The following is a 23,406-nucleotide window of genomic DNA, read 5'->3' as shown; positions in this document are numbered from 1 at the left end:
CTTATTATTATTAGCCAACCATGTCAGCATGCTCGGCGAATAAAAATGTGTGAAAGGGGTAAGTGCCCCTTATTTACTGTGCCTTGAACTTTGTTTTGTCCAACTGATGTTTTTTTAGTTTGTCGTACAAGGTTTTGCGCGACACTTGTAATTCTAGTTGAACCTCTTTGAGTCTGCCTCTATGTCGTTGCAAGGCGTCAAACAACAAGCAATATTCAAAGTGTTCTGTGCGTTGAGTCATACTTTGGATTTCAATACTTTTCTCATTGTTCCAATCTTCCATACGAAACGCATCGGGTTTTAATGCTCTCAATTCCGCAAACTGTCGTAGCTGTTTTATATTCTCTGGCCAATCGAGTTCTGTGACCATTCTCACCTCATCAAGGCTTATCTGTGGTGGTTGCAGTTGGTAACGGCTGGCGGAGTGGCGCACAAAGTGTTTGTATAAAGGACCGATATCTTCTCTGCGTTCATTCAAACTTGGCATGCGAATCAGCATCACCCGTTCTTCTATCCCTTTATCGACGCGATTGGCCGCGCCAAACACACGTTGTAATTTGGCATGCTGAAACAAGCATTGCCATTGCTTCGTCGAGATGTGCTCTGCGCTGTGTAAGTACAAACTACATTGGCTTTTGCCGTCTGTAAGATGATGTATGGCTTTGTCCAAGGCATCGAGAGAGAGTTCATATAAGTCTTCACCGGACGCGACAATCAGCTCACTTTCTGGTGTGGCATGAATGTCGTGAGCGAACTGAGCAGCTAGCCTTCGCCCTGTGCCATCTTCACCAACAAAAATCAGCGGCTGGTGGAGCGGGGCGCTGATTAAAGCTCGGCGAATATCGACCATGGCTTGGCTGTGACCAATCATTTTCGGTCCAACATGGGTTTGCATGTCGAGTTCTTTCTTCAGCCAGACGTTTTCTTGCAGCAAGGTCAGCTTGTCACCTGCGTTATTGAGGGATTTGAGTAGTTGCTCTGTCGAAAATGGCTTTTCAAGAAAGTCATACGCACCACTCTTCATCGCCTCAACTGCCGTCTTCACATCGCCATGGCCGGTTAAGACGATAAATTGGAAGTGCTTATTTTTGCCAAGCAGGGTGCGCATGAACTCCAAACCGTTCATCACTGGCATGTGAATATCAGTAATGATCAGTGCTGGCGAGTTTGGGTTAATCACACGCAAGGCTTCGACTGCATTGGGAAAGCAAGTCACGTCGATGCCTTCAATCAACAAGGCTTGAGTCACGGCATCACGGATGTGTGGTTCGTCATCAACAAAGAAAACAGGACTATGCATGTGAGTTTTCCTCTGCGTTATGAGATGACACTAAAGGCACGCTGACGACAAAAGTCATGCCGCCAGATGGTTGAGAGTGCGTATCCATGGAATGGTTAGCGCTATGATTGTAAGCACTGAGTGAGCCCTGGTAGCTCTCCAAAATCCGTTTAGAAATGGTCAAACCTAATCCGAGTCCTTCCGGTTTTGTAGTGAAAAATGGGTCAAATATTCTTGCTAACGCTTGTTCTGACATACCTGGTCCATTGTCGGAAACTAAAATATCGCAGTTGGTTTCGTCGCATTGCACGGCAATTGAAATTTGTGGATCGATACAATGCCCTTCCATTGCTTGAGCAGCGTTGTGGAAGAGGTTGATCAGCACTTGTTCAAGCTCCACGCTGTGAATCGCTAACCTCACGTTGTATTCGATGGTTGGCACTTTCAGTGTCACGCCTTGCTTGATGAGTTTGCTGCTTAGGATTCTCGTCGCGTTGTGCACAGCATCGTGTAAGACCGCCACTTCGTTGTGTGGGTTGTCGTCCGTTTTGCGTGTAAACACCTTTAAGCGTGCAATCACTTCGGCGATGGTGTCGTTGAGGGAGAGCATTTTATCGAGGTTATCTGTCACCATCGGGTAGCGCTCCATCACCATCAAGCGTTGAGAGTTTTCGGTGTAAGTGCGTAGCGCTGCAAGCGGCTGGTTGATTTCGTGATTGATGCTAGCGGATAGCTCGCCAAGCAGCGCGAGTTTGGCCGCTTGAGTCAGTTCTTGTTGAGTCTGTTTGAGCTCTTGTTGGCTCTGCTCATATTGATGCACGGTTTGCTGTAATTTGTGGTTGGCTTGGCTGAGGACTAAGGTTCTCTCTGTCACCTTTTCTTCCAAATTGGCATTCACATTCGCGAGGCGTGCCTTGTTGACTAGCATTTGAAACCACGCCAAGGCAATTAAACCAACGAGCGCGTAGAGCAATAGGTAAACCACGTCCGCCTGCAATACAGCGGTAAGGACTTCTTGCTGGCTAATCAGCGCGACGACACGAAAGCCTTTGTCGAATAAGTTGGTCGCGTAAGCAAGGTAGTTAGGGGAAACCAGTAGCTGATTGTTCTCAAACTGTGTTGCGCCACTTTGTCCGGTTAACTCTCCTCGGTATTGCGGCAGGGTATCGCCATATTGTTGAGTTTGATTGAGTTCTTCTTTCGCAGCTTCGGATAACGGGAAAAGCGCGCGATAACGCCAATCGGGCAAGTTACTCATGAAGACGACATCGTGCACACCTGTAACCAGCAAGCCACCATCGTCTTGTGCCAATCTTTGTTCTAACTGCTCTAGGTTCACCTTAACGGTAATCACGCCTGAGACTTTGCCTTCAACCCAAAGAGGGGACGAGAAGAAATAGCCGCGCTTATTTGAGCGTACGCCCAGTGCAACATACTGAGCTTTTTCTCCATTTAAGGCGTACTGAAAGTAAGGACGAAAGGCAAAGTTAGAACCCACAAAGCTGTCGTCTTGCTGGTAGTTACTCGATGCGATAACTAAGCCGGTGTTGTCGTGTACATAGATAGTGTCAGCAAGGCTTTGCGTTAGCCAATCGGCAAGCAATTTATTGAGGGACTCAGAACGCTTACCCACTTTAACGGCTTCAAGCAATCTTGGGTCATGACTGAGTAGATTAGGAATTTGCTCAAACTTAGCCAACTCATAGTCGATCTCTTGTGCCACCTGAGAGGCTTGCTGTTTGAGATCCGATTGCCATTGCTGATGTTGGTACTTTGTCGCGTAATGATGAGTTAAAACAAGCCCAACCATACCGATGGCAAACAGTATCAAGAGAAAATGGCGCAGGGCTTTAGGGTTCAGTAAGTTCACGATTGGCTCACCAGTTTTTAACGCCATGTTATCAAAAGGCATTTAACGATGTTGTGAGCCGCCGCGACAACGAGAAATCGATCCGCTTTTAGAAGTAGTATTCTGCGCCGATAGAAAAGTAACTGTCGTTTTCTAGGTAAGCAATGGGTTCGTTACTGGACATGGAGGAAAGATAGTAACCTTCTGCTATCCATTTCCAGTGTTCATTGATGCGCCCAGAAGCGGTCAGTTTGTAGATGGGTGAAGTTTGCTCTAAGTCGAACAACCCAGACAGCAAAAACTCGGTATCTTGGACATCATTCGCTTGCCAACGCAAACCAAGAAAAGCATCGTTATTGTAGATAGTAGGTGGCGCGTAAGTGTCTCTATTGTCCCATGCGTATTCGGCAATTAAACCGAGAGTGCCTTGGCTAAAGGAAAAACCGTACACCGAATATTCAAACCCTGTGACTAGGGTAAAGTAGTCACTGCCTTCCCCAGATTTAAACGTCCCTTCCCATTTAAGTAAAAGGTCGTCTTGCGTCCATTGCAATTCAGTTCCGAGCTGGAATATTCGTGCGTATGAGGCTTGCCAGTCATTAGGACGTTCGACGAGCAAAGGTTCTCGGCTATTGCCGTAAAAAGCGCTAATGCCAACGTCTAATGCATCCTGCCAAAAGCCAATCCGTATCGCGCTATCGAGGGCGTTCTCTCCATCAGAATAGATCGCATCATCGTCGACAGGCTTAATCAGGGTTCGACGTTGATCTGGTTCTCTAAACTTACGTGGCTGGTGGAATGGCAGTAATAGCATTTGCACATCTCCCCAGTCAGGCAACCAACGCGCTTGAAGCATGGGGTGACCCATTTTCTCTTCATACCCCAAAGCGATGCGCCCATCATATTGATTCACTACGTTGACGGGTTGGTAGACTTCCGTAACACCCCAGTAAACCACACCATAGCCAAGCAACCATTCGATCGTTTCTCCCGCATAAGTGATATTGGCTTCGCGCAGATTGATGAACCCTTGTTCGGACTGAAATTCATATTCTGCATAAGGACTGAAGGTTGCTGCCCAGCCAGAATCGTTCCACCACAGTAGACGAGGAGCAATAAGAGCTCGATTGGCGAGTGTGTCACAGCATTGCCCCGTTTGTGCCTCGTCTTTGTAGAGGTCTGCGGTTAACCCAACAAAACCTTCTGTCTGCCAATCGGCAAACCCTGTCGATGAAAAGGAAAGAGACAAACTGGTGAGTAGTAAGGTGCGCACTTTACTCATCAGTTGTGCCTGTATGCGTTACGAAGCTGTTTGGGTTCAAACTGGCCTTGTGGAACGTCCACACCTAATGTCATGTTTTGCCAAGACAATGAAGAGGAACGCTTGTTTTTTAAGTTGTCCATTTTAGCAAACTTCGGACGCCAGTAGCGTTGGTTATGTTGCTCATAGTCGGAGAGGGTTAGCTGCTTAAACAAGGTGCCTTTTCGGTCGTAATATTCGATTTTTCGTGGTTGATAAATGTCTTGATCAATCCAAGCGACAAGTTTCGAGTAGCCCGAATTTTCGTAGCGAGGGAAGCAAGCCAACAGCCAGTAACTTTGCCCATCTTGTGTTTTTTCTTCGACGAGCTCATAGCGATATTTGTCCAACTCCCACGAACTCATGTCTTCATAAGCAAACTCACTACCCATAAATGGCCCTGAACGGTTGTTCGAAGAAATGCGTTTAACCCTTTTGATGGAAGGTAAAAACAACCATTGATCATCCGCTTCAATGGCATGGCTAAACGTAAGTAGGGCGGTCCCTGCAATGTCTCTTGGCGCTTGGAAGTAAGTGATGATCTTATCGCCATCGTTCTCCTGCTCGATACCTTTGATGGTCAATTGTCTGCGTACCGTGTCGCCATTGGCTGCGACGATCGACATTTCCACATCCGATGTATAGGAAACATATCCGGTATCTCGACTGATCATTTCCTTTGCTACATCGAACCCGGAGACACCCTCAGCGGCGGCCGTTGCTGAGAGTGTCATGAGCAATCCGAAAAACATCCTCATAGTTAACTCCTTGTTGAGGGACGAGTTTTGTTGTGCAAGTTACAAGAAATTAGACAGGGTTGAACCTGTACGAGTGGACAGTTTCAGCGGGTATTCGGACAGGATAAAAATAGAAACACAGGAGGTAGCATAAAAAACTCCGCAACCAATGTGATTCGCACAAGGAGTATTTGTTTTTATGGAGCTTAATCTTTCAGGTAAGGAAATTAACGAGGTGGTCACCAGTATTGATGACATTTTGGGCCCCTCGGAACAGCGCTACTTCGGTGAAGGCTACAAGCGCACTCAATATGAATGCAACATCAATTACGACACGGATTCCGCACAAGGATTAGTCAGTGTTGCGTATCGAACAGATTGGTCACAAAAGAAGACGCAATCTCGTCGTCCTCATCTCAGTACGATTGATGCGTTTCTGATTGCTGGTCGTGTCTCTTACGCGATCATCAAACGCCATTATCAGTTGTCAGCCCACCAGTCGTCTCAAGCGTGGATCCGCCACGTGTCGATTAAAGCTGGCGCAGAAGCGCTAGAGGATCTTGATGCGGTGCGCCTTTCTGCCCAGTTACTTGATACCAGCAGTTCACAGGACAGTTTGTTTGGCACCTTAACTCGCGTCAAAACCAAGCTCGACAGTATGGAAATTGAAGTGATCATCGATCATGAGGCGGAAGCGGATAACTCGCAATCTGTCGTGTCATTTTCGGATGAGGATGAGTACTTCAACAGTGATTTCCGTTTGCGTCATTGCCACCTTGCGAACAACACCTTTTGTGACGCCATTTGTGCAGTCTCCAGTGACTTGCTATTTCAATGCCCAGGCAAACCATCAACGGGCGCGATGGGGCATTACCCCAATGCACTGATGATGGTGGATTGGCTGACGTGTTTTGCTCAGCTGTCGCAGTTGGTGATGTATCGCCTCGATAAGCTGGATCGTAATGAGACTCACAACTTGTGGATGCGCTCTGTTACGGTCACAACGCCGTACCCCATTATCCCTCGTCGTAAACACACACTCACACTTCGCAGCATGAAGAATTCTTTAGTGAAAAAGAAAGACTCTTCATGGCGACTTGCCACCGTAAACGGCTCGGTTTCCGGCCATCCAGAATTTAATCTAACTGCAAAACTATGCCATCAATTACCACAAGGAGAACCAGCGTGAAAATTGCCATTTCAGGAACGTACTCAACCGGAAAAACGACATTAACGGAAGCGCTGGCGATCGCGACTCAAGTTCCACGAACTCAAGCGCGCACCATGCGTGAGATTCTGCCAGATGCGGTGCCGGGTAAAACCTTAGAGCAGTGTAATACTGCGGAGCTGCTGAACTTGGGGCTTAGTCGTTTGAGTGAGCGTGTTGTGAATGAAGAGCGATGTGGTGATCGCTTTTTCTCTGATGGTTCTTGTTTGCATGAATGGGTGTATGGGGCAGCTCGCTTGGAAACAGGGATTAACCCAAATGACAGCGACTTGGTTTTGGCTATGAAAAGACTGATAGGCAAACCGTATGCGTCGATTCACCGTGGTTACATTGATGCTTTTGGCAACGTTGCAAAGCGTCATGCGAAAAAGACCTACAGCAAGTTTGTGCACCTGCCGATTGAATTTGATTTGGTGGAAGATGGCCACCGTCCTGTGTCTGAAAGCTTTAGAACGCTCTCCAATGATCTTCTGCTCTCTACTGTGAAAGAGCTCAACATCCCTTACATCACGGTTGGCGGTGATTTGCGTCACCGATTGATTACCATCGCGGAACATTTCGAGTTGCCTTTATATGTTGACCCAGATGAGGCGATCGAAAAAGCGGTGAACAAGGTGAAAGCAGAGGCGATAGAAATAGAAAACCACCGTCTGTCTGTGTTGGCGACTCAGCAGGCTTAATTCAAAGGAAGTCTCGAATAATGAAAAAATGGACAAAACCCAGAGCTTTGCTCGCCCTTGTGGGGTGGCTCTGCATCATGGCCCTAGCGTTTGTTGGCTTAGGGAAACTCGGCTTAAACAATGACTATAAAGTGTTCTTTAGCGACGACAATCCAGATTTGATCGCGTTTGAGAGCATCGAAGAAAAATACAACAGCAATGACAGCGTATTGATTGTCTTGCACCCGAAATCGGGCGATGTCTTTCAGGAAAATGTGCTGAAAGCAGTCATGGAACTGACGGAATATGCGTGGCAAACACCTCACTCATACCGTGTGGATTCATTGACCAACTACCAATATACCCATGCTCAAAATGATGACCTGATCGTCGAAGATTTTGTAAACGCGAACCAACTCAGTAATACCCGGCTGATTGCAGAGAAGAAAGCTTATGCACTTAAACAACCTGAGTTGGTCAATCGTTACTTAGCTCAAGATGCGAACTCGACGGCGATCAATGTGTTGGTGCGTTTGACGACGGAGGGTCAGTCCGAAGAAGTGCGTGAGATCGCGCAGTTCTGGCAAGACAAGATCGCTGAAACTCAGACACGTTACCCTGACGTGCAGTTTTATCTCACGGGCCAGGTGATGCAAAATGATGCGTTTGGTGAGGCGACACAGCGAGATATGGGCAGTTTGGTGCCGGGCGCATTGCTGCTGATTGTCATCGGCACGGGCATCTATCTGCGTAGCTTGTGGAGTTCGGTGGTAGTGACGTTAACCATCATCTCTTCAATCTTCATCGCGCTTGGTGCTGCAGGTTGGCTCGGCATGGCAATTACCTCTCCGTCTGCATCTGCACCGCTTATCATTCTGACCATGGCGGTTGCCGATTGCATTCACTATTTGCAAGGCTATAAACATGCGCTAAACAAAGGCGAAACCAAGCTGGTGGCGTTGCAGCAATCGATGGAGAAGCATCGTCTACCCATTATTCTGACCAGTTTGACTACTGCGGTTGGTTTCTTGTCGATGAACTTCAGTGACTCTCCTCCGTTTAACGATTTGGGCAATATCACCGCGATGGGCGTGATTGCTGCCATGTTCCTGACGTTGTTCTTCGTACCTGCGCTTTTGGCCGTGTTACCAGCAAGAAAGAGTAAAGTAGTGAAGCGCTCTGGGCTTGCTAAACCACTTGAATCCATCGCTCGATGGGCAATGGTGAAGCCCGGATTAAAGATCGCCGTAGTTGTACTTGGTGGTGGCGTAATTGCTGCAAACTTGGTTCGAAACGATATAGATGACACCTTGTTTGAATATTTCGATGAATCCTATGCGGTGCGCCAAGCGAACGATTTCACCTACGCTAATTTAACGGGTGTGGCGAGTATTCAATATGCGATTCGACCAGAACAAGGTGAACTGATTACCTCTCCTGATTTCCTGCATAAGTTGGATCAGTTTGTTCAACAGGCTCGCCAAACCGAAGGCGTGTATCACATTCAATCGCTGACTGACATCATGAAGCGCTTGAACAGCAGCTTGCATAACGATGAAGCGGGTGAATATCGTCTCACCAGTGATCCTGAGTTGTCTGCTCAAACACTTTTGCTTTATGACATGTCGCTTCCATACGGATTGAACCTCAGCAACCAAGTCGCGTTGGATAAAAAAGAACTGCGCGTTATCGTAACGGCGAAGAAGATGTCGTCCAATGATTTGATTGCTCTGGAATCGACGTTACGCAGCCAGTTGTTAGGCTTATTTCCTGAAAGCAGCGTTAGTCCTGGAGTGAGCGCTGACATCATGTTTGCGCACATTGGCTATCGTAACAACGTGAGCATGTTGACGGCGTCTGCCGCGGCGCTATTGGTGATTTCCTTCCTTATTGGTTTGATTCTGCGTTCCGTTCGCCTTGGTGTGATTAGCATCTTGCCAAACATCTTGCCTGCTTCCATTGCCTTTGGTTTATGGGGATTGAGCATTGGTGAAGTTGGCTTGAGTCTTTCCGTCATTGCGAGTATGACGCTAGGTATCGTCGTGGATGACACCATTCACTTGCTCTATCGTTATCACACGTCTCGTAAGGAAGGGAAGTCGGAAGAAGAATCGATTGTTACCGCCGTTCGAGAGACTGGCGTGGCAATCATAGGTACCACCATAGTGCTCAGTGCAGGCTTCTTTGTGTTGGCGAGCAGTTCCTTCAAGATGAATGCGGACATGGGCCTGATGACCGCAATCACCATCATTATCGCGCTTGTGCTTGATTTGTTGTTGATTCCTGCCTTGCTTAAAGTGACTGGGAAATCTGCCAAGGCAGCACAGCACAAACCACAAACCGCCTAATTTACTGACACTCTTGGCTTGTACCACTTGGCTTAGGATATTCGTCCTAAGCCTTTTTTAATCCTCGTACCAACCTAACTCGATCGCTTTTGACACGGCATGCGTTCGGTTATGTACGTCCAACTTACGATAAATATTTTGTAGGTGGTATTTGACAGTACGTTCACTGATGTTGAGTAAGCGGCTGATTTCCCAATTACTCTTGCCCAGTTTTAACCAAGGAAGCAATTCACATTCTCGAGTCGTCAGTTGGCTCTCTGGAGCAGGTAGCGTTTCCACTCGGATGTTACGATCACAGACATAACTTGAAGCCATATAGAGGTGGGGCGTTAAAAGATATAACGCGTCGATCTCTTCGCTGGAAGGTTGGCGGTCACCAAAGGAGGTGAGGTAAATGGCCTTCTTGTCGCCATGATATCCGGCCAGCAGTAAGCGCTTACCGTAATCTGGATGGGTATGTGAGTCCATCAGAGCCATGATGCCGTGATTGGATTGCTGTAATGCCGCGATTAACGGGTCACTTTCGGCGGTTTTTTTACTAAAGCAGTTGGCAAATTGATCGGGAGAGAAACCATAACAGACAGGGTCTGGAGCGCAATCATCACCAAATAAACCGAGGATACTGAATTCAAAATCAATTTCGTTTTGTAGTTCTCCAAACCAAGCATGAATAGCGTCAGAGCTTTCGGCGCACCTGAGCTGGTTGGAGAGTTCGAACAGTCTTAGCTTGTCCATAAGCAAATGTCTTTCCTAGCAACGTTGTTTAATGTGTTGTGGTTATCCACTTTTATTATGCATGTCTTTTAGTATACCCAAGCGGCCTCAAAAAAGGGATTGAGAGTCCGGTTTTCACAGCGAATTGAGGTAGGTGAATAAGCTAATAAACTTACGACTCACCTGCATTAGTACCTGAAATTCTGAGGTTTTTGAGGCCACTGGGCAGTAATTATTGTCTTTAGTGGAGCAAAAACGAGCAATATTATTTTGGAATGACTTCACATTGTTGGTTTTCACCCTACTTTCATCAACCTAACGACATAAATCACAGTGAAGTCTGGGCTTGTTTGTTACGCTTCGGCATCCCGTGCGATGGATCTTTGTAGTACTCCAACCGTAAGAGTCGTACTAGGTCTTTAAACATCCATGTGTGCTGTCCTTGTATTTCGAAATTATCGGGCGCACAATCGACAAAAACGAGTGAAGGAGTGAAGATGGAACTTGCTGATATTCGTCGTGAGTACACAAAAGGTGGCCTGCGTCGTAAAGATTTAAAAGCAGATCCGATTGATCAATTTAACCTGTGGTTAGAACAAGCGGTACAAGCAGGTCTGACTGACCCGACGGCGATGACAGTCGCGACAGTCGACGAAAATGGCATGCCGTTTCAACGTATTGTGCTGCTAAAAAGCGTCGATAAAGACGGTTTTGTGTTCTACACCAACTTGGGCAGCCGTAAAGCGCAGCAGCTTGAGCACAACAGCAACATCAGCCTGCATTTTCCATGGCACCCGCTTGAGCGTCAGGTTCACATTACTGGTGTGGCAGAAAAGCTCACCGCCATGGAAAACATGAAATACTTCACTTCTCGTCCTAAAGACAGCCAACTGGCTGCGATTGCGAGCAAACAAAGTAGCCGTATTTCAGCGCGTGGTGTACTAGAAGGTAAATTCCTCGAACTGAAGCAGAAGTTTGCCAAAGGTGAAATCCCGATGCCGACTTTCTGGGGTGGTTTCCGCGTTAAGCCACAAAGCATTGAATTTTGGCAAGGTGGTGAACATCGTCTGCATGATCGTTTCTTGTTCTCAAATCAAGAAGGTGAGTGGGACATCGACCGTCTTGCACCGTAGTCACTTCGATGAAGATATAAAAAAACACCGCCGAAATTGGCGGTGTTTTTGTTTGAACAGAATTAAGAATCAGCGTTCGCCGTTAAGCACAACAGAAAGCTGATGTTTCAGCAGCGTCTTTGGCACAATTGAGCCGTAACCAGCTTCCATCGCTTTATCGATGAGCTCGTTTTTACTGTTGGCTTCAAACTTAGTTCGAAGACGAGCCACATGCCCCTCTACGGTTTTGGTTGAAATCCCCATCACCTGAGAGATGAATTGCGGCTTTTTGCCATACAGCAACAAGAACAAAGTCTCTTGCTCACGGCAAGTTAGCTTCTCCGGCTCGGGTTTAAGGTTAGCGAATCGGAAGATCGACTGCTGATTCGGTGAGCCGCCAATGGCTCGGCAAACCCAATAGCCTACTTCGATGACGGCAGTATCAGTCAGTTCACGACCATAAAATATGGTGCCAATGATGTTGCCATCGTCATCTCGCCAAGGCGTCTTGGTAAAGATATGCGCGCGCCAATGACCATCTGGATAAGGGTGTATATCGAGGATCTTTAGCGACTCGCCAGTTTCAATCACGTGTTTATCTTGTTCTCGAAACTCTTGCGCGCACTCCGTGGTAGGGCTAGCCATTTCAAAGTCTGTTTTACCGATACAGGCTTCAGGTGAATCGTACCCAATTAACTCGGCGTATTCCTGATTCACATAGCGGAATACCGAATCTTTATCTTTGCATCCCCAACAACCCGGTAGCTGTCGAAGGAGCGACTGTTCTATGGTATTGACTGGAATATTCACAATGGACTCACTACTGCTACTCATCGCCTGCATGATTGCAGGTCGGTATTCTCACTTCGTTTATTCTGCGTTTTTGAATGACAACCATCACCTTGATCATGCTTTCGAGAATCGCGCCAGATAGAACTGGAAGAGAGAAGGTCGAGCAAGATAACTCAGCGTGATGATTAACGTCAGGATACGGTGAGATGTCCGATATATTATCAGCTTATGCCATTGTTTTCATTGGCGATAGGCAAAAAAAAGCCAGCCTGAAGACGGGCTGGCAACACAAGATATAATCTTGTCGACGTGTAGAAGAGGTTCTAAATTACATAGCGAGGGTCTGCTAAGTAAGTTAGAGGTATCAAGTAGATACCGTTGAGCTCAGGGTCGTATGCATCCTAGAGCTCGAGGTCTAATGTATTGAATTGTGAGCATATTGGTAAGGGGGGAAATCCCTCTATCCCCCTGTTTTTCGGGCATTTCACACGCTTTCGATCGTAATTTTGACCTTGTGGCTTACATCGGTTTGCATTTCAACTGCAAGGATCTTTGTGAATAGCTTGTCTCATCTTTGGTAATTTTGGCTATCTGTCCGTTTTTGTTAAAAAAATTGGTTGCACATTGACCGTAAGTTACTCTTACATGATCATCGTTCCGGAACTATGATCATGTAGAACGCCTTGATTGTGTTGGTTTGATCTTGTGCGATTGGAAGGGGGAAGATTTGCAACCCAACCGAGAAGGTATATGATGCCAAGGTGTAAGCCGACTGTATAAAGACGACTGTTCGAAATGAGTGATTCAGATAACCCGAAAGCCCCGCCATATAAAGAGATCATGCTGCCTAAACCAGCAGAGTTGATCACGCTTCCGTCTTATATGGATTGCCATGATCATGCTTATACGCAGATCGTGATCGGCTTGAAAGGACAGGCCGAATTTGAGGTTCGTGGTCAGGGAAATTTAGTTGGGCCAGGGCAAGGTTGCATCGTAACGGCGTCTTCTGATCATGCTTTCGGCGGCGTGATTCATCAATCAGACATTTTGGTGCTCAACATGCCAAAGCCTGCCAACGATGATCCCGAGATGCTGCAGAAAATCAACAATCTAGAGCGCTCTCATCTTTACTTCCAACTGGATGGTCAAATCCAAAAGCTAATTCAAATGTTAGTGCAAGAGATGCGCAATCACCCAGACGATTTACTGCTTAGCCGTGCATGTAACGATACCGTGATCGCTCTTATGCAGCGTCATATCTCTGCATTTGAAACGTCGAAGAAAGAATCGCGATTTGATTTGGACGCCATTGACCGCTACATCGAACAGCATTTGAGTCATAAAATCAGTGTGGCGCAATTGGCTGGCAGTGTATTTTTGGGTGAAAGCCAATTCCATAGCTTGTTCAAGGATCAGATGGGCATTACGCCGCATCAGTACGTACTTGGCAAACGCATCGACATGGCGCGCGATTTGATTGAGCAAGGTCATCTAACCTTGGGGCAAATTGCCGAATTCACCGGTTTTTCGAGCCAAAGTACCTTCACGCATACTTTTACTCGTTTACAAGGATTATCACCTTCTCAGTATAAGAAACAGGTTGGTTAATCTTGTTCATTTAGTTGCTTATTTGGAAAGAGCCGCGCATGAGTCGCGGTTTTTTTGTGCTTGCATTTTGCACAGGAAAATCAAATTTTTTTGCGTAATTCTCCGAAAGTTTTCAGCGTTTTTGTCCGTTTCTCACAAAAGCGCAATCTAAATCCTTCTTATTCAAACAAAATCTGTCGAAAAACAGTCTACTTTTGTTGTAAATGACATGCAAAGATGAATTTTTACAACACAATATATTATCTATTTGCATGTGACTATGTAGATGTTTTGTTATAAAAGCGAGTTTTTAGCAAAAAGCTCGGAGTTTTTGACAAGTATTCTTCTCGCCCTCAAAATACACTGCCAGCCATTGATGATCCTCGAAGCGGTTTTCGAGGAGAGAGATTGAGGAAAACGCATGTTTACTGCAACGAACGTGTTAACACCAGAATTTGTCGAGCAGCCGCTTGATAAGTTATGGTCACTGATCTCGCCATTGTACATGGTGGACGAGTCTCAATGGCTAGAGCAACTATTGCCACTAGCAACGCCGACAGCGGAAGAAAAATCGGCAATCACGACCCAAACAACCCAGCTTATCAAAGCTATCCGTGCGGATAAGAAGTCAATCCAGATGATTGATGCGCTATTGCTGGAATACAGCCTTGATACCCAAGAAGGTATCTTGCTGATGTGTCTTGCAGAAGCATTGATGCGTATTCCTGATTCAGCAACGGCGGATGCACTGATTAAAGATAAGTTAAGCGTAGCGGATTGGAAATCTCATCTTAAGAGTTCTGATTCCGTGTTCGTTAACGCTTCAACTTGGGGCTTAATGCTAACGGGTAAAGTGATTGGTCTTGGTGAGCAAGAAACCCAGAGCCCAGGTCAGGCTGTAAACCGTCTGGTAAACAAATTCTCAGAACCTGTGATTCGCAAAGCCATGTATCAGGCAATGAAGATCATGGGTCATCAGTTTGTACGTGGTCGTACGATTGAAGAAGCGCAGAAGAACGGTCGTCCAATGCGCGACAAAGGTTTCACTTACTCATTCGATATGTTGGGTGAAGCGGCGCTGACCACGGCAGACGCAAGCAAGTACTTCAAAGATTACCTAATGGCGATTGAAGCGGTAGGTCGCGAAACGTACGGCAGTGATACGAGCCCAGCGCCTTCTGTCTCTATTAAGCTTTCTGCACTTCACCCACGTTACGAAGTGGCGAATGAAGAACGCGTGATGACAGAGCTTTACGACACTTTAACGCAACTGCTTAAACGCGCTATCGAAGTGGATGTTGCCATCACGATTGATGCAGAAGAAGCAGACCGTCTTGAGCTGTCACTCAAACTGTTTGAAAAACTGTACCGCAGCGACCTAGTGAAAGGTTGGGGCAAGTTTGGTCTGGTGGTTCAAGCCTACTCGAAACGTGCACTGCCTGTACTCGTATGGCTAAACGGTCTAGCAAAAGAGCAGGGCGATCTGATCCCGCTTCGCCTAGTAAAAGGCGCGTACTGGGACAGCGAAATCAAGTGGTCGCAACAAGCGGGTTACGAGAACTACCCTGTTTACACGCGTAAAGAAGCGACGGATGTTGCTTACCTAGCGTGTGCGCGTTTCCTACTGAGTGAAGGCGTGCGCGGTAACATCTTCCCGCAGTTTGCTAGTCACAACGCGCACACTGTTACGGCGATTGCTGTAATGGCAGAGCACAAAGATTACGAATTCCAACGTCTGCATGGTATGGGCGATTCGCTTTATAACCATGTAATGGACACTTATGGTCAGCCAGTACGTATTTACGCGCCAGTCGGTAGCCATGCAGATCTACTGCCTTACTTGGTTCGTCGCTTACTAGAAAACGGCGCGAACAGCTCGTTTGTGCACCGTTTGGTGGACGCGCGTTGTCCAATTTCAGAGCTGACGCATCACCCTGTTGATGTGCTGACCTCGTTTGAGACCTTGCACAACGGTCAAATCCCAATGCCAACCGGTATCTTCCCAGAGCGTAAAAACTCATATGGTGTCAACGTTGATATCGACAGCGAAGCGAAGCCGTTTGAAGCACAGGTTGAAAGCTTCCTGAATCAGAAGTGGACTGCGGGTCCGATCATCAACGGCGAAAAACATGCCGAAAGCATGATCAAGGAAAACTCCACAGAGATCATTACTGCCCCTTACGATCGCCGTATCGAAGTGGGTCAGGTGGCTTTCGCAAGCCTTGATCATGTTTCCGCTGCAATCGAAGCGGCTGATGCTGCATTCCCAGAGTGGAAAGGCACCGCAATTGAACAAAAAGCGGCGTGCCTAGACAAGCTTGCGGATCTGATGGAAGAGAACTTGGCTGAGCTGGTGGCGATTTGTCACCAAGAAGCGGGCAAGACTATCCATGACAGCATTGATGAAGTGCGTGAAGCGGTCGACTTCTGTCGTTACTACGCGAAACAAGCGCAAAATCTTCAGCCGTTTGAGCTAGAAGGCTTTGATGGCGTGAAACGCATGTCTAGCCGCGAAGGTTTGGGCGTATTCGTTTGTATCAGCCCATGGAACTTCCCATTAGCGATTTTCCTTGGTCAAGTCACAGCGGCATTGGTTGCGGGTAACACAGTTGTGGCTAAACCTGCTGAACAAACCAGCTTAATTGCGGCACGTGCGATTGAATTGATGCTAGAGGCTGGTTTCCCTGCGGGCGTGATTCAGCTATTGCCGGGTCGTGGTGGTGAAATTGGTCATGCATTAACGTCTCACGATGCGATTGCAGGCGTGGCATTTACTGGTTCGACAGCAACAGCGCAGCGCATCAATGTGACGCTTGCCGAGCGTAGCGCGAAGCCAGTACCGTTTATCGCTGAAACTGGCGGTCAGAACGCCATGATTGTGGATAGTACGGCACTACCAGAACAAGTTGTGCGTGACGTGATTCGTTCCGCTTTTGCTTCTGCTGGTCAACGCTGTTCCGCTCTGCGCGTTCTGTTCGTTCAAGAAGATGTTGCGGATCGCATCATCAACCTTATCCAAGGTGCGATGAATGAACTGCATGTTGGTATTCCTTACCTACACAAAACTGATGTGGGTCCGGTTATCGACAGCAATGCAAAAAACAAACTCCTTGCTCACCTAGAGCACATGACAAGCACGCAAACCAAAGTTGCTCAATTGCAATTGGATGAAGTATGTCAGCACGGTGATTTTGTGTCGCCAAGTGCGTTCGAAATCTCGGGCATTGATGTTCTGAAAGAAGAGCAATTCGGTCCTATCTTGCACATTGTTCGCTTTAAAGCGTCTGAGTTGCCAAACGTGGTTGAGCAAATCAACCAAACTGGTTTTGGTCTCACAATGGGCATCCACAGCCGTAACGAAACCACTTACCGTTGGATTGAAAAACACGCTCGCGTGGGTAACTGCTACATCAACCGCGATCAGGTTGGTGCGGTGGTTGGTGTTCAGCCATTCGGTGGTCAAGGTTTGTCGGGTACAGGTCCGAAGGCAGGTGGTCCTCACTACCTATACCGCTTTACTAAACAACATCTTGTTCAAGCAGAGAAGGCGTAAGGAGTCGTATTATGGTTCATCAGATCACGTATTTTAAAGATGCATTCTCTGCTTGGGAGCAGTGGAATCTGACCGATTTTGATTACAAATGTGAGCATTTGCTGGCATTTAAATCTGCGATTGAAGAGCAGCATAGCGTGGTGGGCAAAGTGGTGTCTTACCACTTGCAGCAAGCGTCTGCTCTGTTGGCAGAAACTCATCAGTTAGTTGGGCCTACGGGCGAAACTAACGAGCTGTACGCAGCGGGTCGCGGTGTGGCTTTGGTCGTTTGTGAAAACAACCTAGCAAATACCGAGAACGCTCTGTACAGCACCTTTGCAATGATCACCTGTGCTCTGATTGCAGGCAACAGCGTGGTGATTTGCAGTGACAATACAGAGCTTACTCAATTGGTTAAGCAGGCTGTAGCGTCAGCAAACTTCCCATCTAACTTAGTCCAAGTGGTTGCGTACGATGCGTCTTCCCCGTTGTTAGACAGCGACGTACGTAGTGTGGGTTATGTTGGGCATTCACAGGTTGAGCATGCGCTTAACCTGCAACTGGCTAAGCGTGACGGTGCCATCGTCGGCTTAGTTTCTGAAACGGATTTAGAGTCACCGACATTGACTCATGATCCTCATCTGTCGTTGCGCTTCATTACCGAGCGTACTCGAACGATAAATATTACAGCAGTGGGCGGTAACGCGACTCTACTCGAGTTGGGAAGCGACTCCCACTAACCTGACTTGTGATACCAATCTGAATCAAAAGAGCCTGAGAGCTTACTCGGGTTGGTATCTCTTACTTTGATGTATTGCTGCGATGGCAAAATATCAAAGCGGGCAAGGAAGGAAATAATTATAACGAGGACTATCAAATGATAGAAAATAGCTTTGCTATCACGACCACTTTTGTGGCGTACTTACTAATTATGGTTGCCATTGGCGTTTACGCGTATAAGAGGACTTCCAATTCATCAGATTACTTCCTAGGTGGTCGTAGCCTTGGTCCATGGCCAGCGGCACTATCTGCGGGTGCATCAGACATGAGTGGCTGGTTGCTACTTGGTCTTCCGGGGTATGCGTATGCAGCAGGTATTGAAGCGTTCTGGCTAGCAGGTGGTCTGCTTGTGGGTACATGGCTAAACTGGTTAATCAGTGCAAAACGCCTACGTACGTACAGCATCCAAACTGATGCGCTAACGCTGCCTGAGTTCCTGTCGCGTCGCTTTAACGACAAGTCGAAACTGATTCAGACAATCTCTGCGTTCTTCATTCTTCTATTCTTCCTTTTCTACACCAGCTCAGGCTTGGTAGCAGGGGGTAAACTGTTTGAGACCGTATTCGGCTTGGATTACAGCATTGCCGTTATCATTGGCACGGTGTGTGTGGTTTCGTACACGCTATTCGGTGGTTTCTTAGCGGTATCTTGGACGGACTTGGTGCAAGGCCTATTGATGGCGGCAGCACTTATGATTGTACCTGTTGCAGTAATGGACGGCGGTCTAGGTCAACTAGCGACGGACATGCACAACATTAACCCAGAGCTACTAACGCTATGGAGTGACGTGAAAGGTGAGCCTCTATCGGCTATCGCAATCATCTCTTTGGTAGCATGGGGTCTAGGTTACTTCGGTCAGCCGCACATTTTAGCGCGTTTTAAAGCTTCTCGTTCAAACAAAGACCTAACAACAGCGCGTCGTATCGCTGTGGGTTGGACTGCGCTTTCTATGGCGGGTGCAATGCTCGTTGGTCTTGTTGGTCTAGTGTGGGTAACAGGTCACCCTGGTACACAGCTGGATGACGGTGAGAAAATCTTCATGCTATTGGTGAACACGGTATTCCACCCAGTGATTGCGGGTATCCTATTGGCGGCAATCCTAGCGGCGGTAATGAGTACTGCGGATTCACAGCTTCTAGTATCTTCATCAGCTCTTGCAGAAGATTTCTACAAGCAAGTGATTAAGCCAGATGCAACGTCTGAAGAAGTGGTAATGATTGGTCGTGTAGGCGTTATCGTGATTTCTCTTATCGCGCTATTCCTAGCAATGACGCCAGACAGCTCTGTTCTAGGTCTTGTATCTTACGCTTGGGCTGGCTTTGGCGCTGCGTTTGGTCCAGCAGTTGTACTTAGCCTTTACTGGAGTGGTATGAACCGTAACGGCGCACTAGCAGGTATCCTAATCGGTGGTGTGACTATCGTGGTTTGGAAACAGCTAACAGGCGGTTGGTTCGATGTGTACGAAATCGTACCGGGCATCATCTTCTCTACTATCGCTATCGTGGTAGTGAGCAAAATGACTGGTGGTGCAGCAGAAGAAGTGCTTGAGCAACACAAAGAATACGAGAAGAAGTTGGTTGAGCTAGACTAATTCCTCTCAAATAAAAACAAAGCCCGCGACCATCGCGGGCTTTTTTGTGCTTACTCGATGGTTGATGGTTGATGGTTGATGGTGATTTGAATGACCTGTAATACCTCAATTAGAGAATTTCTGAGGTATAGTAAAAAACGTGTTGACCCGTCTATCAGTGTAGGGCTGATGCTATGTCTGTACCGACAAAAGGAGCCACTATGCTAACCGTAACCCAACTGGCCAGAGAGTGTGGACTCTCTCGTACTACGATTCTTTACTATGAGCGTGAAGGCTTGCTAGCGCCTGCACATCGTTCAGAAAACGGTTATCGCTGGTATGGAGAAAAAGAGATGCAGCGTTTAAAAACGATCTCGTCTTATCGTTCTTATGGGTTACCGATTTCCAGCATACGCACTTTGTTGGCACAGAAAGGCAAATCTCAAGCGGAGATCTTGAAAGACCATTTCAATGAACTCGAACGTGAGATTCAAAACCTACGAGCGCAGCAAAAAGCGATCGTGGTGCTATTACAAGAACCACAACTGATAGAGGATAATATTGTGACTAAAGAACGTTGGGTACAAATCATGCAAGCTGCGGGTTTCTCTGAAAACGACATGGTGACATGGCATCAGAAATTTGAAGAGATGGAGCCTGCTGAGCACCAAAAATTCCTTGAATCTTTGGGTATTGAGCAAGACGAAATTGTGCGCATTCGTGCTCTATAATTAGCGCCTAAGCAGCGTATTAAAAACCGGTTAAATAAAAATAAGCCTCTTCGTGAGGCTTATTTTTTGTGGCGCTATATTTAATAAAAAAGTTTAATCATAAACTGCCTAGTGACGGATTTTTGAGTAAACCACAGTGTTACTCAATTCCCCTGAGGTAGAGAGGCGATCGTGTCTCAACTCACCTTCAAAATCATAACCACAACGCTCTGCCACGGCGCGGCTTTTTAGGTTGGTTGAATCTGCCGTAATAGCAATGCGCCTCGCACCAAGATCTTCAAACGCGTAGCGCTCTAATTCTAACACCGCTTCGGAAATGTAGCCGTTACCAACAGCGATATCATCTAACCAGTAGCCAATCTCAAATGCTGGTACTTCTTGGTCTCTAATCATCAAGCCAACGGCGCCTATTAAGCGATCGCTTTCCTTTTCGATAATGAAGTAACGCAATTCCTCTTCGAAGTTTTCAAAGTTGGCGACGGCTTTTTCTGTTCCCTCAATCATGGCTTCTAGTGTGAGCACATGTGGCACCCAAGGAAGGTACGTTTCGAGCGTCTTCTGGCAACGTACCACGACTTGATGTGCTTCCTCTGCACGTTCCAAACAAGCGGGGATTAGCTTTAGACGTTTCGTTTCCATATCGGCTCTCCTTTGGGTGAAAAATGAACGAAAAATCATTTAATCAGATGTACTTAGAATGATCTAGTCGTTCGTACAATATTATTCGCTTGGTTTGCTTGGAAGAACCTGAGAGAATCGTACGGTTATTAAACCAACTAGGTTCATTATGAAACTTTTAGTAAGAAACTTGGCTCGTGAAACAACCGAGCAAGAGATGCGCAAACTATTTTCAGCGCACGGCAAAGTAGAACTTTGTACTCTGGTTCTTGATCAAGAAACCGGTTTGTCGAAAGGCTTCGGCTTTGTGATCATGCCAGATGAAGCAGAGGCGATTGCTGCACTGGAAGCGCTGAACTTGACCAGCGTAGCGAAAAGCAAGATTCGCGTGAAAGTCGCTCAAGACTAAGATAGAGAAAAGCCAGCATCATCGCTGGCTTTTTTGTCCCTTCAAACGAACGTTTTTTGATAAACACAAACTTCACGCTCTGCCCCTTTAGGGCCAACCCAAGTGTTTTCGATATAAGGTACATTGAGTTTGTTTATCACCGATTTGGAACGGTGGTTTTCTACTAAGTGCCGTACCTTAATTCCGGCTAACTCAAAGTCGACACGCGCGAACTCGATTAGGGCGTTCGTAGCTTCAAACGCGTAACCCTTCCCCCAGTAAGGGACACCGAGCCAATAACCTAAAGTGCCATAGCCATCCTCAACTCTCGGTATGCTCACGGCACCTAATAACTCCCCTGACTCACGCAAGGTAATAGCGTAGACGACACCACTGCGCTCTTTGTACATTGGCGCATGTCCGTTAATCCAAGTTTTCGCCATAGGCGGCTCATAAGGATGCGGAATGTTCGCGGTCATATCTGCGATGATTTTTTCACCCGCGAGTAAAGCGACGCGTTCGCTATCTTCATGCTGGAAAGGTCGTAGAATGAGTCGTTCAGTAAAGAGTTTTGGTTGTGTTGGCATAACGGAATCACCTTACAGATTGAATGACCCACACATCGAGATCAGGTCGGTAAGTTGTGTCGAAGTAACCCAAATCATCGAACGCAAATCGGACGCCAGTTTCGTTGGCTCTTGGTTGGTTGCCACAAATCACATTAAACATCGTGCTGAGGAAGCGTCCGTGGGAAACCACCAAGTAGCGGCCACTGCCACGTCTGATGATAGATTGAAGGGCAAGGCTTGCTCGGGCGTAAAGCTCAACACCGCTTTCCCCTTCATTGGCAGAGACGACGCAAGGTTGGTACGGGTTGACGAAATCAGCCATAGGGTATTTGTGTTGAGATTCGCTAAAAGGTAACCCTTGCAACGGGCCGTTATCACGCTCCATTAATTCATCATGCGTGGTCATAGGGACATTTAGGTGTGTAGAAAATATCTCTCCAACATGGCGTGCTCGCTGCATTGAGCTACTTAAAATCGCATCGTACTTTCGCCCTTCTTCGGCAAATTGTTTCGCGCGATTTTCGGCTTGTTGAATTCCAATTTCGGTGAGCGGACTGTCGAATCGTCCTTCATGAACGCGTAAATCATCTGCAAGTGAACGTCCATGGCGGACGAAGGTAATATGAATCATCTTACTTCCTTGTTTATCTCTTCAGAACGGCATGTTCTTTACGAAGAGGGAGTCAGCTCCACTGCTTATTTTGCACACAATTCACACTGTAAATTGAAGCCGTTTTGGAGAGATAAATCCGTCTTCTCTCGTAGGCAAGCAGAGCAATATGGGCAATACCGAATGTAAAAAATAAGTACGTACAATCAGTTATGTATGATGTCTCGTAGTATTACATACATAGGTGCTATTTTTCATAATTTGGTCGAAAAATTGAGGTCTGACCAAGGTCTCAGTTTTTGAGTTCTTGGGTGTCATTTTTTGGATGTGGAACACAAAAAAGCAAAGGGGCTTTTTTATTGTGGAATTATTTTGAACAAAATATGTCAATTGTCAGTAGCACAGGAAATCAGGGAGAAAGGAAATGCCTAATATTTATTGCTCAGTTTGCAAAAGAACAACGCAGCATAAAGTGATCATGAAGCGTTGTGAACCAGAGCATATCGCTACGCTAACTGGCAAAGTCGTGAGTTTTACTCAATTGATGGCAAAGTTTGTATCAGGTGAGCATTACTACGAAATGGAACCGCAGTACTACTGCCGTTGCTGTAACCATCGCGCTATCGGTGAAGTGGTTCAACATCCAGCGCGACAGACATCAGCAATCATGTAATCGACTTTTAAGCAGCCAGTTCTTTCTCTGCTGCAAATGGCATTCCATCGATCATAACTGGCCAGCCGTAAGAGGCATATTCAGACGCCAGAGATTTTGCCACTTCGTGTGAAACGGTCGTGTACGTCCATTCACCAACACCAAATGGCTTGTACGCGAGTTGTAGGGTTAACATTGCTTTCTCCTCATTATTTTTGCCTATTATTGCCTTACCATTTGGCTCATTTCTTTTCTTAAAAGCTCATGTTTTTCTATTCAAAGTTCATCATTCCATTTTTTCGTTAACAAAATTATCTTATTAATAAAGTCACCTATATTGTTTGGTGTATT

21 protein-coding genes are annotated in these 23,406 nt (G+C 46.7%); 11 read left to right on the top strand and 10 right to left on the bottom strand.

What is annotated here, in order from left to right:
• Positions 1 to 73: 73 nt before the first annotated feature.
• Genes VCHENC03_RS09420 through VCHENC03_RS09435 form a run of 4 tightly spaced genes read right to left on the bottom strand, consistent with a single transcriptional unit; the run spans position 74 to position 5,180 of the window.
• The gene (locus tag VCHENC03_RS09420; protein WP_009706674.1) at positions 74 to 1,300 is read right to left on the bottom strand and encodes a sigma-54-dependent transcriptional regulator; all 1,227 of its coding nucleotides are present in this window, start codon (positions 1,298 to 1,300) and stop codon (positions 74 to 76) included.
• Positions 1,293 to 3,191 (bottom strand): sensor histidine kinase, encoded by a 1,899-nt coding sequence (locus VCHENC03_RS09425; protein WP_009706673.1) that lies wholly within the window; start codon positions 3,189 to 3,191, stop codon positions 1,293 to 1,295. The genes VCHENC03_RS09420 and VCHENC03_RS09425 overlap by 8 nt, the downstream gene beginning before the upstream one ends.
• A 46-nt stretch (positions 3,192 to 3,237) precedes the next feature.
• Positions 3,238 to 4,410 (bottom strand): hypothetical protein, encoded by a 1,173-nt coding sequence (locus tag VCHENC03_RS09430; protein ID WP_009706672.1) that lies wholly within the window; start codon positions 4,408 to 4,410, stop codon positions 3,238 to 3,240.
• Positions 4,410 to 5,180 (bottom strand): outer membrane lipoprotein-sorting protein, encoded by a 771-nt coding sequence (locus VCHENC03_RS09435; RefSeq protein ID WP_009706671.1) that lies wholly within the window; start codon positions 5,178 to 5,180, stop codon positions 4,410 to 4,412. Before VCHENC03_RS09435 ends, VCHENC03_RS09430 begins: the two co-directional genes overlap by 1 nt.
• Before the next feature lie 184 nt (positions 5,181 to 5,364).
• Between VCHENC03_RS09435 and VCHENC03_RS09440 the strand changes: the two genes are divergently transcribed.
• From VCHENC03_RS09440 to VCHENC03_RS09450, 3 genes are read left to right on the top strand one after another with little or no spacing between them, the layout of a single operon-like run.
• The gene (locus VCHENC03_RS09440; RefSeq protein WP_009706670.1) at positions 5,365 to 6,354 is read left to right on the top strand and encodes an AvrD family protein; all 990 of its coding nucleotides are present in this window, start codon (positions 5,365 to 5,367) and stop codon (positions 6,352 to 6,354) included.
• Positions 6,351 to 7,073: an ATP/GTP-binding protein gene (locus VCHENC03_RS09445; protein WP_009706669.1), complete on the top strand. Its 723-nt coding sequence runs from the start codon at positions 6,351 to 6,353 to the stop codon at positions 7,071 to 7,073. Before VCHENC03_RS09440 ends, VCHENC03_RS09445 begins: the two co-directional genes overlap by 4 nt.
• Before the next feature lie 20 nt (positions 7,074 to 7,093).
• Complete coding sequence (locus VCHENC03_RS09450) at positions 7,094 to 9,400, top strand: efflux RND transporter permease subunit (protein WP_032802815.1); 2,307 nt, start codon at positions 7,094 to 7,096, stop codon at positions 9,398 to 9,400.
• Positions 9,401 to 9,457: 57 nt separating this feature from the next.
• On the opposite strand, the gene VCHENC03_RS09455 is transcribed toward VCHENC03_RS09450, so the two are convergent.
• Positions 9,458 to 10,135, bottom strand: coding sequence for a response regulator transcription factor (locus VCHENC03_RS09455; protein WP_009706667.1), 678 nt, complete (start codon positions 10,133 to 10,135; stop codon positions 9,458 to 9,460).
• A gap of 476 nt (positions 10,136 to 10,611) precedes the next feature.
• On the opposite strand from VCHENC03_RS09455, the gene pdxH reads away from it, so the two are divergent.
• Entirely contained in the window at positions 10,612 to 11,247 is a 636-nt protein-coding gene (gene pdxH, locus VCHENC03_RS09460) for a pyridoxamine 5'-phosphate oxidase (protein WP_009706666.1), read from the top strand.
• Between the two features lie 69 nt (positions 11,248 to 11,316).
• On the opposite strand, the gene VCHENC03_RS09465 is transcribed toward pdxH, so the two are convergent.
• Positions 11,317 to 12,036, bottom strand: coding sequence for a helix-turn-helix transcriptional regulator (locus tag VCHENC03_RS09465; protein ID WP_027726839.1), 720 nt, complete (start codon positions 12,034 to 12,036; stop codon positions 11,317 to 11,319).
• Between the two features lie 777 nt (positions 12,037 to 12,813).
• Here VCHENC03_RS09465 and VCHENC03_RS09470 point away from each other — a divergent pair.
• From VCHENC03_RS09470 to VCHENC03_RS09490, 5 genes are all read left to right on the top strand, one after another.
• Entirely contained in the window at positions 12,814 to 13,626 is an 813-nt protein-coding gene (locus VCHENC03_RS09470) for an AraC family transcriptional regulator (protein ID WP_005435788.1), read from the top strand.
• Positions 13,627 to 14,026: 400 nt separating this feature from the next.
• Positions 14,027 to 17,158 carry a bifunctional proline dehydrogenase/L-glutamate gamma-semialdehyde dehydrogenase PutA gene (gene putA, locus VCHENC03_RS09475; protein ID WP_009706664.1) on the top strand — a complete coding sequence of 1,044 codons (3,132 nt, stop codon included), beginning with the start codon at positions 14,027 to 14,029 and terminating at the stop codon, positions 17,156 to 17,158.
• 11 nt (positions 17,159 to 17,169) lie between these two features.
• On the top strand, positions 17,170 to 17,877 hold the full coding sequence (locus tag VCHENC03_RS09480) for a 1-pyrroline-5-carboxylate dehydrogenase (RefSeq protein WP_009706663.1): 708 nt from the start codon (positions 17,170 to 17,172) through the stop codon (positions 17,875 to 17,877).
• A gap of 137 nt (positions 17,878 to 18,014) precedes the next feature.
• Complete coding sequence (gene putP, locus VCHENC03_RS09485) at positions 18,015 to 19,508, top strand: sodium/proline symporter PutP (protein WP_009706662.1); 1,494 nt, start codon at positions 18,015 to 18,017, stop codon at positions 19,506 to 19,508.
• Between the two features lie 200 nt (positions 19,509 to 19,708).
• Positions 19,709 to 20,218, top strand: coding sequence for a MerR family transcriptional regulator (locus tag VCHENC03_RS09490; protein ID WP_009706661.1), 510 nt, complete (start codon positions 19,709 to 19,711; stop codon positions 20,216 to 20,218).
• 108 nt (positions 20,219 to 20,326) lie between these two features.
• On the opposite strand, the gene VCHENC03_RS09495 is transcribed toward VCHENC03_RS09490, so the two are convergent.
• Complete coding sequence (locus tag VCHENC03_RS09495; RefSeq protein ID WP_009706660.1) at positions 20,327 to 20,857, bottom strand: GNAT family N-acetyltransferase; 531 nt, start codon at positions 20,855 to 20,857, stop codon at positions 20,327 to 20,329.
• Positions 20,858 to 21,005: 148 nt separating this feature from the next.
• Between VCHENC03_RS09495 and VCHENC03_RS09500 the strand changes: the two genes are divergently transcribed.
• The gene (locus tag VCHENC03_RS09500; RefSeq protein ID WP_009706659.1) at positions 21,006 to 21,245 is read left to right on the top strand and encodes an RNA recognition motif domain-containing protein; all 240 of its coding nucleotides are present in this window, start codon (positions 21,006 to 21,008) and stop codon (positions 21,243 to 21,245) included.
• Positions 21,246 to 21,286: 41 nt separating this feature from the next.
• Here the strand turns inward: VCHENC03_RS09500 and VCHENC03_RS09505 are convergent, their stop codons facing one another.
• Together VCHENC03_RS09505 and VCHENC03_RS09510 are read right to left on the bottom strand one after the other, a co-directional pair.
• Positions 21,287 to 21,811 (bottom strand): GNAT family N-acetyltransferase, encoded by a 525-nt coding sequence (locus VCHENC03_RS09505; RefSeq protein WP_009706658.1) that lies wholly within the window; start codon positions 21,809 to 21,811, stop codon positions 21,287 to 21,289.
• A 7-nt stretch (positions 21,812 to 21,818) separates the two neighbouring features.
• Positions 21,819 to 22,424: a histidine phosphatase family protein gene (locus VCHENC03_RS09510; RefSeq protein WP_009706657.1), complete on the bottom strand. Its 606-nt coding sequence runs from the start codon at positions 22,422 to 22,424 to the stop codon at positions 21,819 to 21,821.
• Positions 22,425 to 22,827: 403 nt separating this feature from the next.
• Between VCHENC03_RS09510 and VCHENC03_RS0125995 the strand changes: the two genes are divergently transcribed.
• Positions 22,828 to 23,076, top strand: a complete 249-nt coding sequence (locus VCHENC03_RS0125995; protein ID WP_020194154.1) for a hypothetical protein — start codon at positions 22,828 to 22,830, stop codon at positions 23,074 to 23,076.
• Between the two features lie 7 nt (positions 23,077 to 23,083).
• Here the strand turns inward: VCHENC03_RS0125995 and VCHENC03_RS27440 are convergent, their stop codons facing one another.
• Positions 23,084 to 23,251 carry a hypothetical protein gene (locus VCHENC03_RS27440; RefSeq protein ID WP_009706656.1) on the bottom strand — a complete coding sequence of 56 codons (168 nt, stop codon included), beginning with the start codon at positions 23,249 to 23,251 and terminating at the stop codon, positions 23,084 to 23,086.
• Between the last annotated feature and the right edge of the window lie 155 nt (positions 23,252 to 23,406).

This window comes from Vibrio sp. HENC-03, from assembly GCF_000305755.2.
Classification (GTDB): Bacteria; Pseudomonadota; Gammaproteobacteria; order Enterobacterales; family Vibrionaceae; genus Vibrio; species Vibrio owensii.
This window is presented reverse-complemented; position numbering and strand designations above follow the sequence as displayed.

Excerpts from the sequence above, each read along its gene's own strand:
- VCHENC03_RS09510 (WP_009706657.1), bottom strand. The coding sequence starts at position 22,424 with ATGATTCATATTACCTTCGTCCGCCATGGACGTTCACTTGCAGATGAT.
- VCHENC03_RS09470 (WP_005435788.1), top strand. The coding sequence starts at position 12,814 with ATGAGTGATTCAGATAACCCGAAAGCCCCGCCATATAAAGAGATCATG.
- VCHENC03_RS09435 (WP_009706671.1), bottom strand. The coding sequence starts at position 5,180 with ATGTTTTTCGGATTGCTCATGACACTCTCAGCAACGGCCGCCGCTGAG.
- VCHENC03_RS09500 (WP_009706659.1), top strand. The coding sequence starts at position 21,006 with ATGAAACTTTTAGTAAGAAACTTGGCTCGTGAAACAACCGAGCAAGAG.
- VCHENC03_RS09450 (WP_032802815.1), top strand. The coding sequence starts at position 7,094 with ATGAAAAAATGGACAAAACCCAGAGCTTTGCTCGCCCTTGTGGGGTGG.
- VCHENC03_RS09425 (WP_009706673.1), bottom strand. The coding sequence starts at position 3,191 with ATGCCTTTTGATAACATGGCGTTAAAAACTGGTGAGCCAATCGTGAAC.
- VCHENC03_RS09505 (WP_009706658.1), bottom strand. The coding sequence starts at position 21,811 with ATGCCAACACAACCAAAACTCTTTACTGAACGACTCATTCTACGACCT.
- VCHENC03_RS09455 (WP_009706667.1), bottom strand. The coding sequence starts at position 10,135 with ATGGACAAGCTAAGACTGTTCGAACTCTCCAACCAGCTCAGGTGCGCC.
- VCHENC03_RS09480 (WP_009706663.1), top strand. The coding sequence starts at position 17,170 with ATGGTTCATCAGATCACGTATTTTAAAGATGCATTCTCTGCTTGGGAG.
- VCHENC03_RS09430 (WP_009706672.1), bottom strand. The coding sequence starts at position 4,410 with ATGAGTAAAGTGCGCACCTTACTACTCACCAGTTTGTCTCTTTCCTTT.
- VCHENC03_RS27440 (WP_009706656.1), bottom strand. The coding sequence starts at position 23,251 with ATGTTAACCCTACAACTCGCGTACAAGCCATTTGGTGTTGGTGAATGG.
- putP (WP_009706662.1), top strand. The coding sequence starts at position 18,015 with ATGATAGAAAATAGCTTTGCTATCACGACCACTTTTGTGGCGTACTTA.
- pdxH (WP_009706666.1), top strand. The coding sequence starts at position 10,612 with ATGGAACTTGCTGATATTCGTCGTGAGTACACAAAAGGTGGCCTGCGT.
- VCHENC03_RS09495 (WP_009706660.1), bottom strand. The coding sequence starts at position 20,857 with ATGGAAACGAAACGTCTAAAGCTAATCCCCGCTTGTTTGGAACGTGCA.
- VCHENC03_RS09490 (WP_009706661.1), top strand. The coding sequence starts at position 19,709 with ATGCTAACCGTAACCCAACTGGCCAGAGAGTGTGGACTCTCTCGTACT.
- VCHENC03_RS09420 (WP_009706674.1), bottom strand. The coding sequence starts at position 1,300 with ATGCATAGTCCTGTTTTCTTTGTTGATGACGAACCACACATCCGTGAT.
- VCHENC03_RS0125995 (WP_020194154.1), top strand. The coding sequence starts at position 22,828 with ATGCCTAATATTTATTGCTCAGTTTGCAAAAGAACAACGCAGCATAAA.
- putA (WP_009706664.1), top strand. The coding sequence starts at position 14,027 with ATGTTTACTGCAACGAACGTGTTAACACCAGAATTTGTCGAGCAGCCG.
- VCHENC03_RS09440 (WP_009706670.1), top strand. The coding sequence starts at position 5,365 with ATGGAGCTTAATCTTTCAGGTAAGGAAATTAACGAGGTGGTCACCAGT.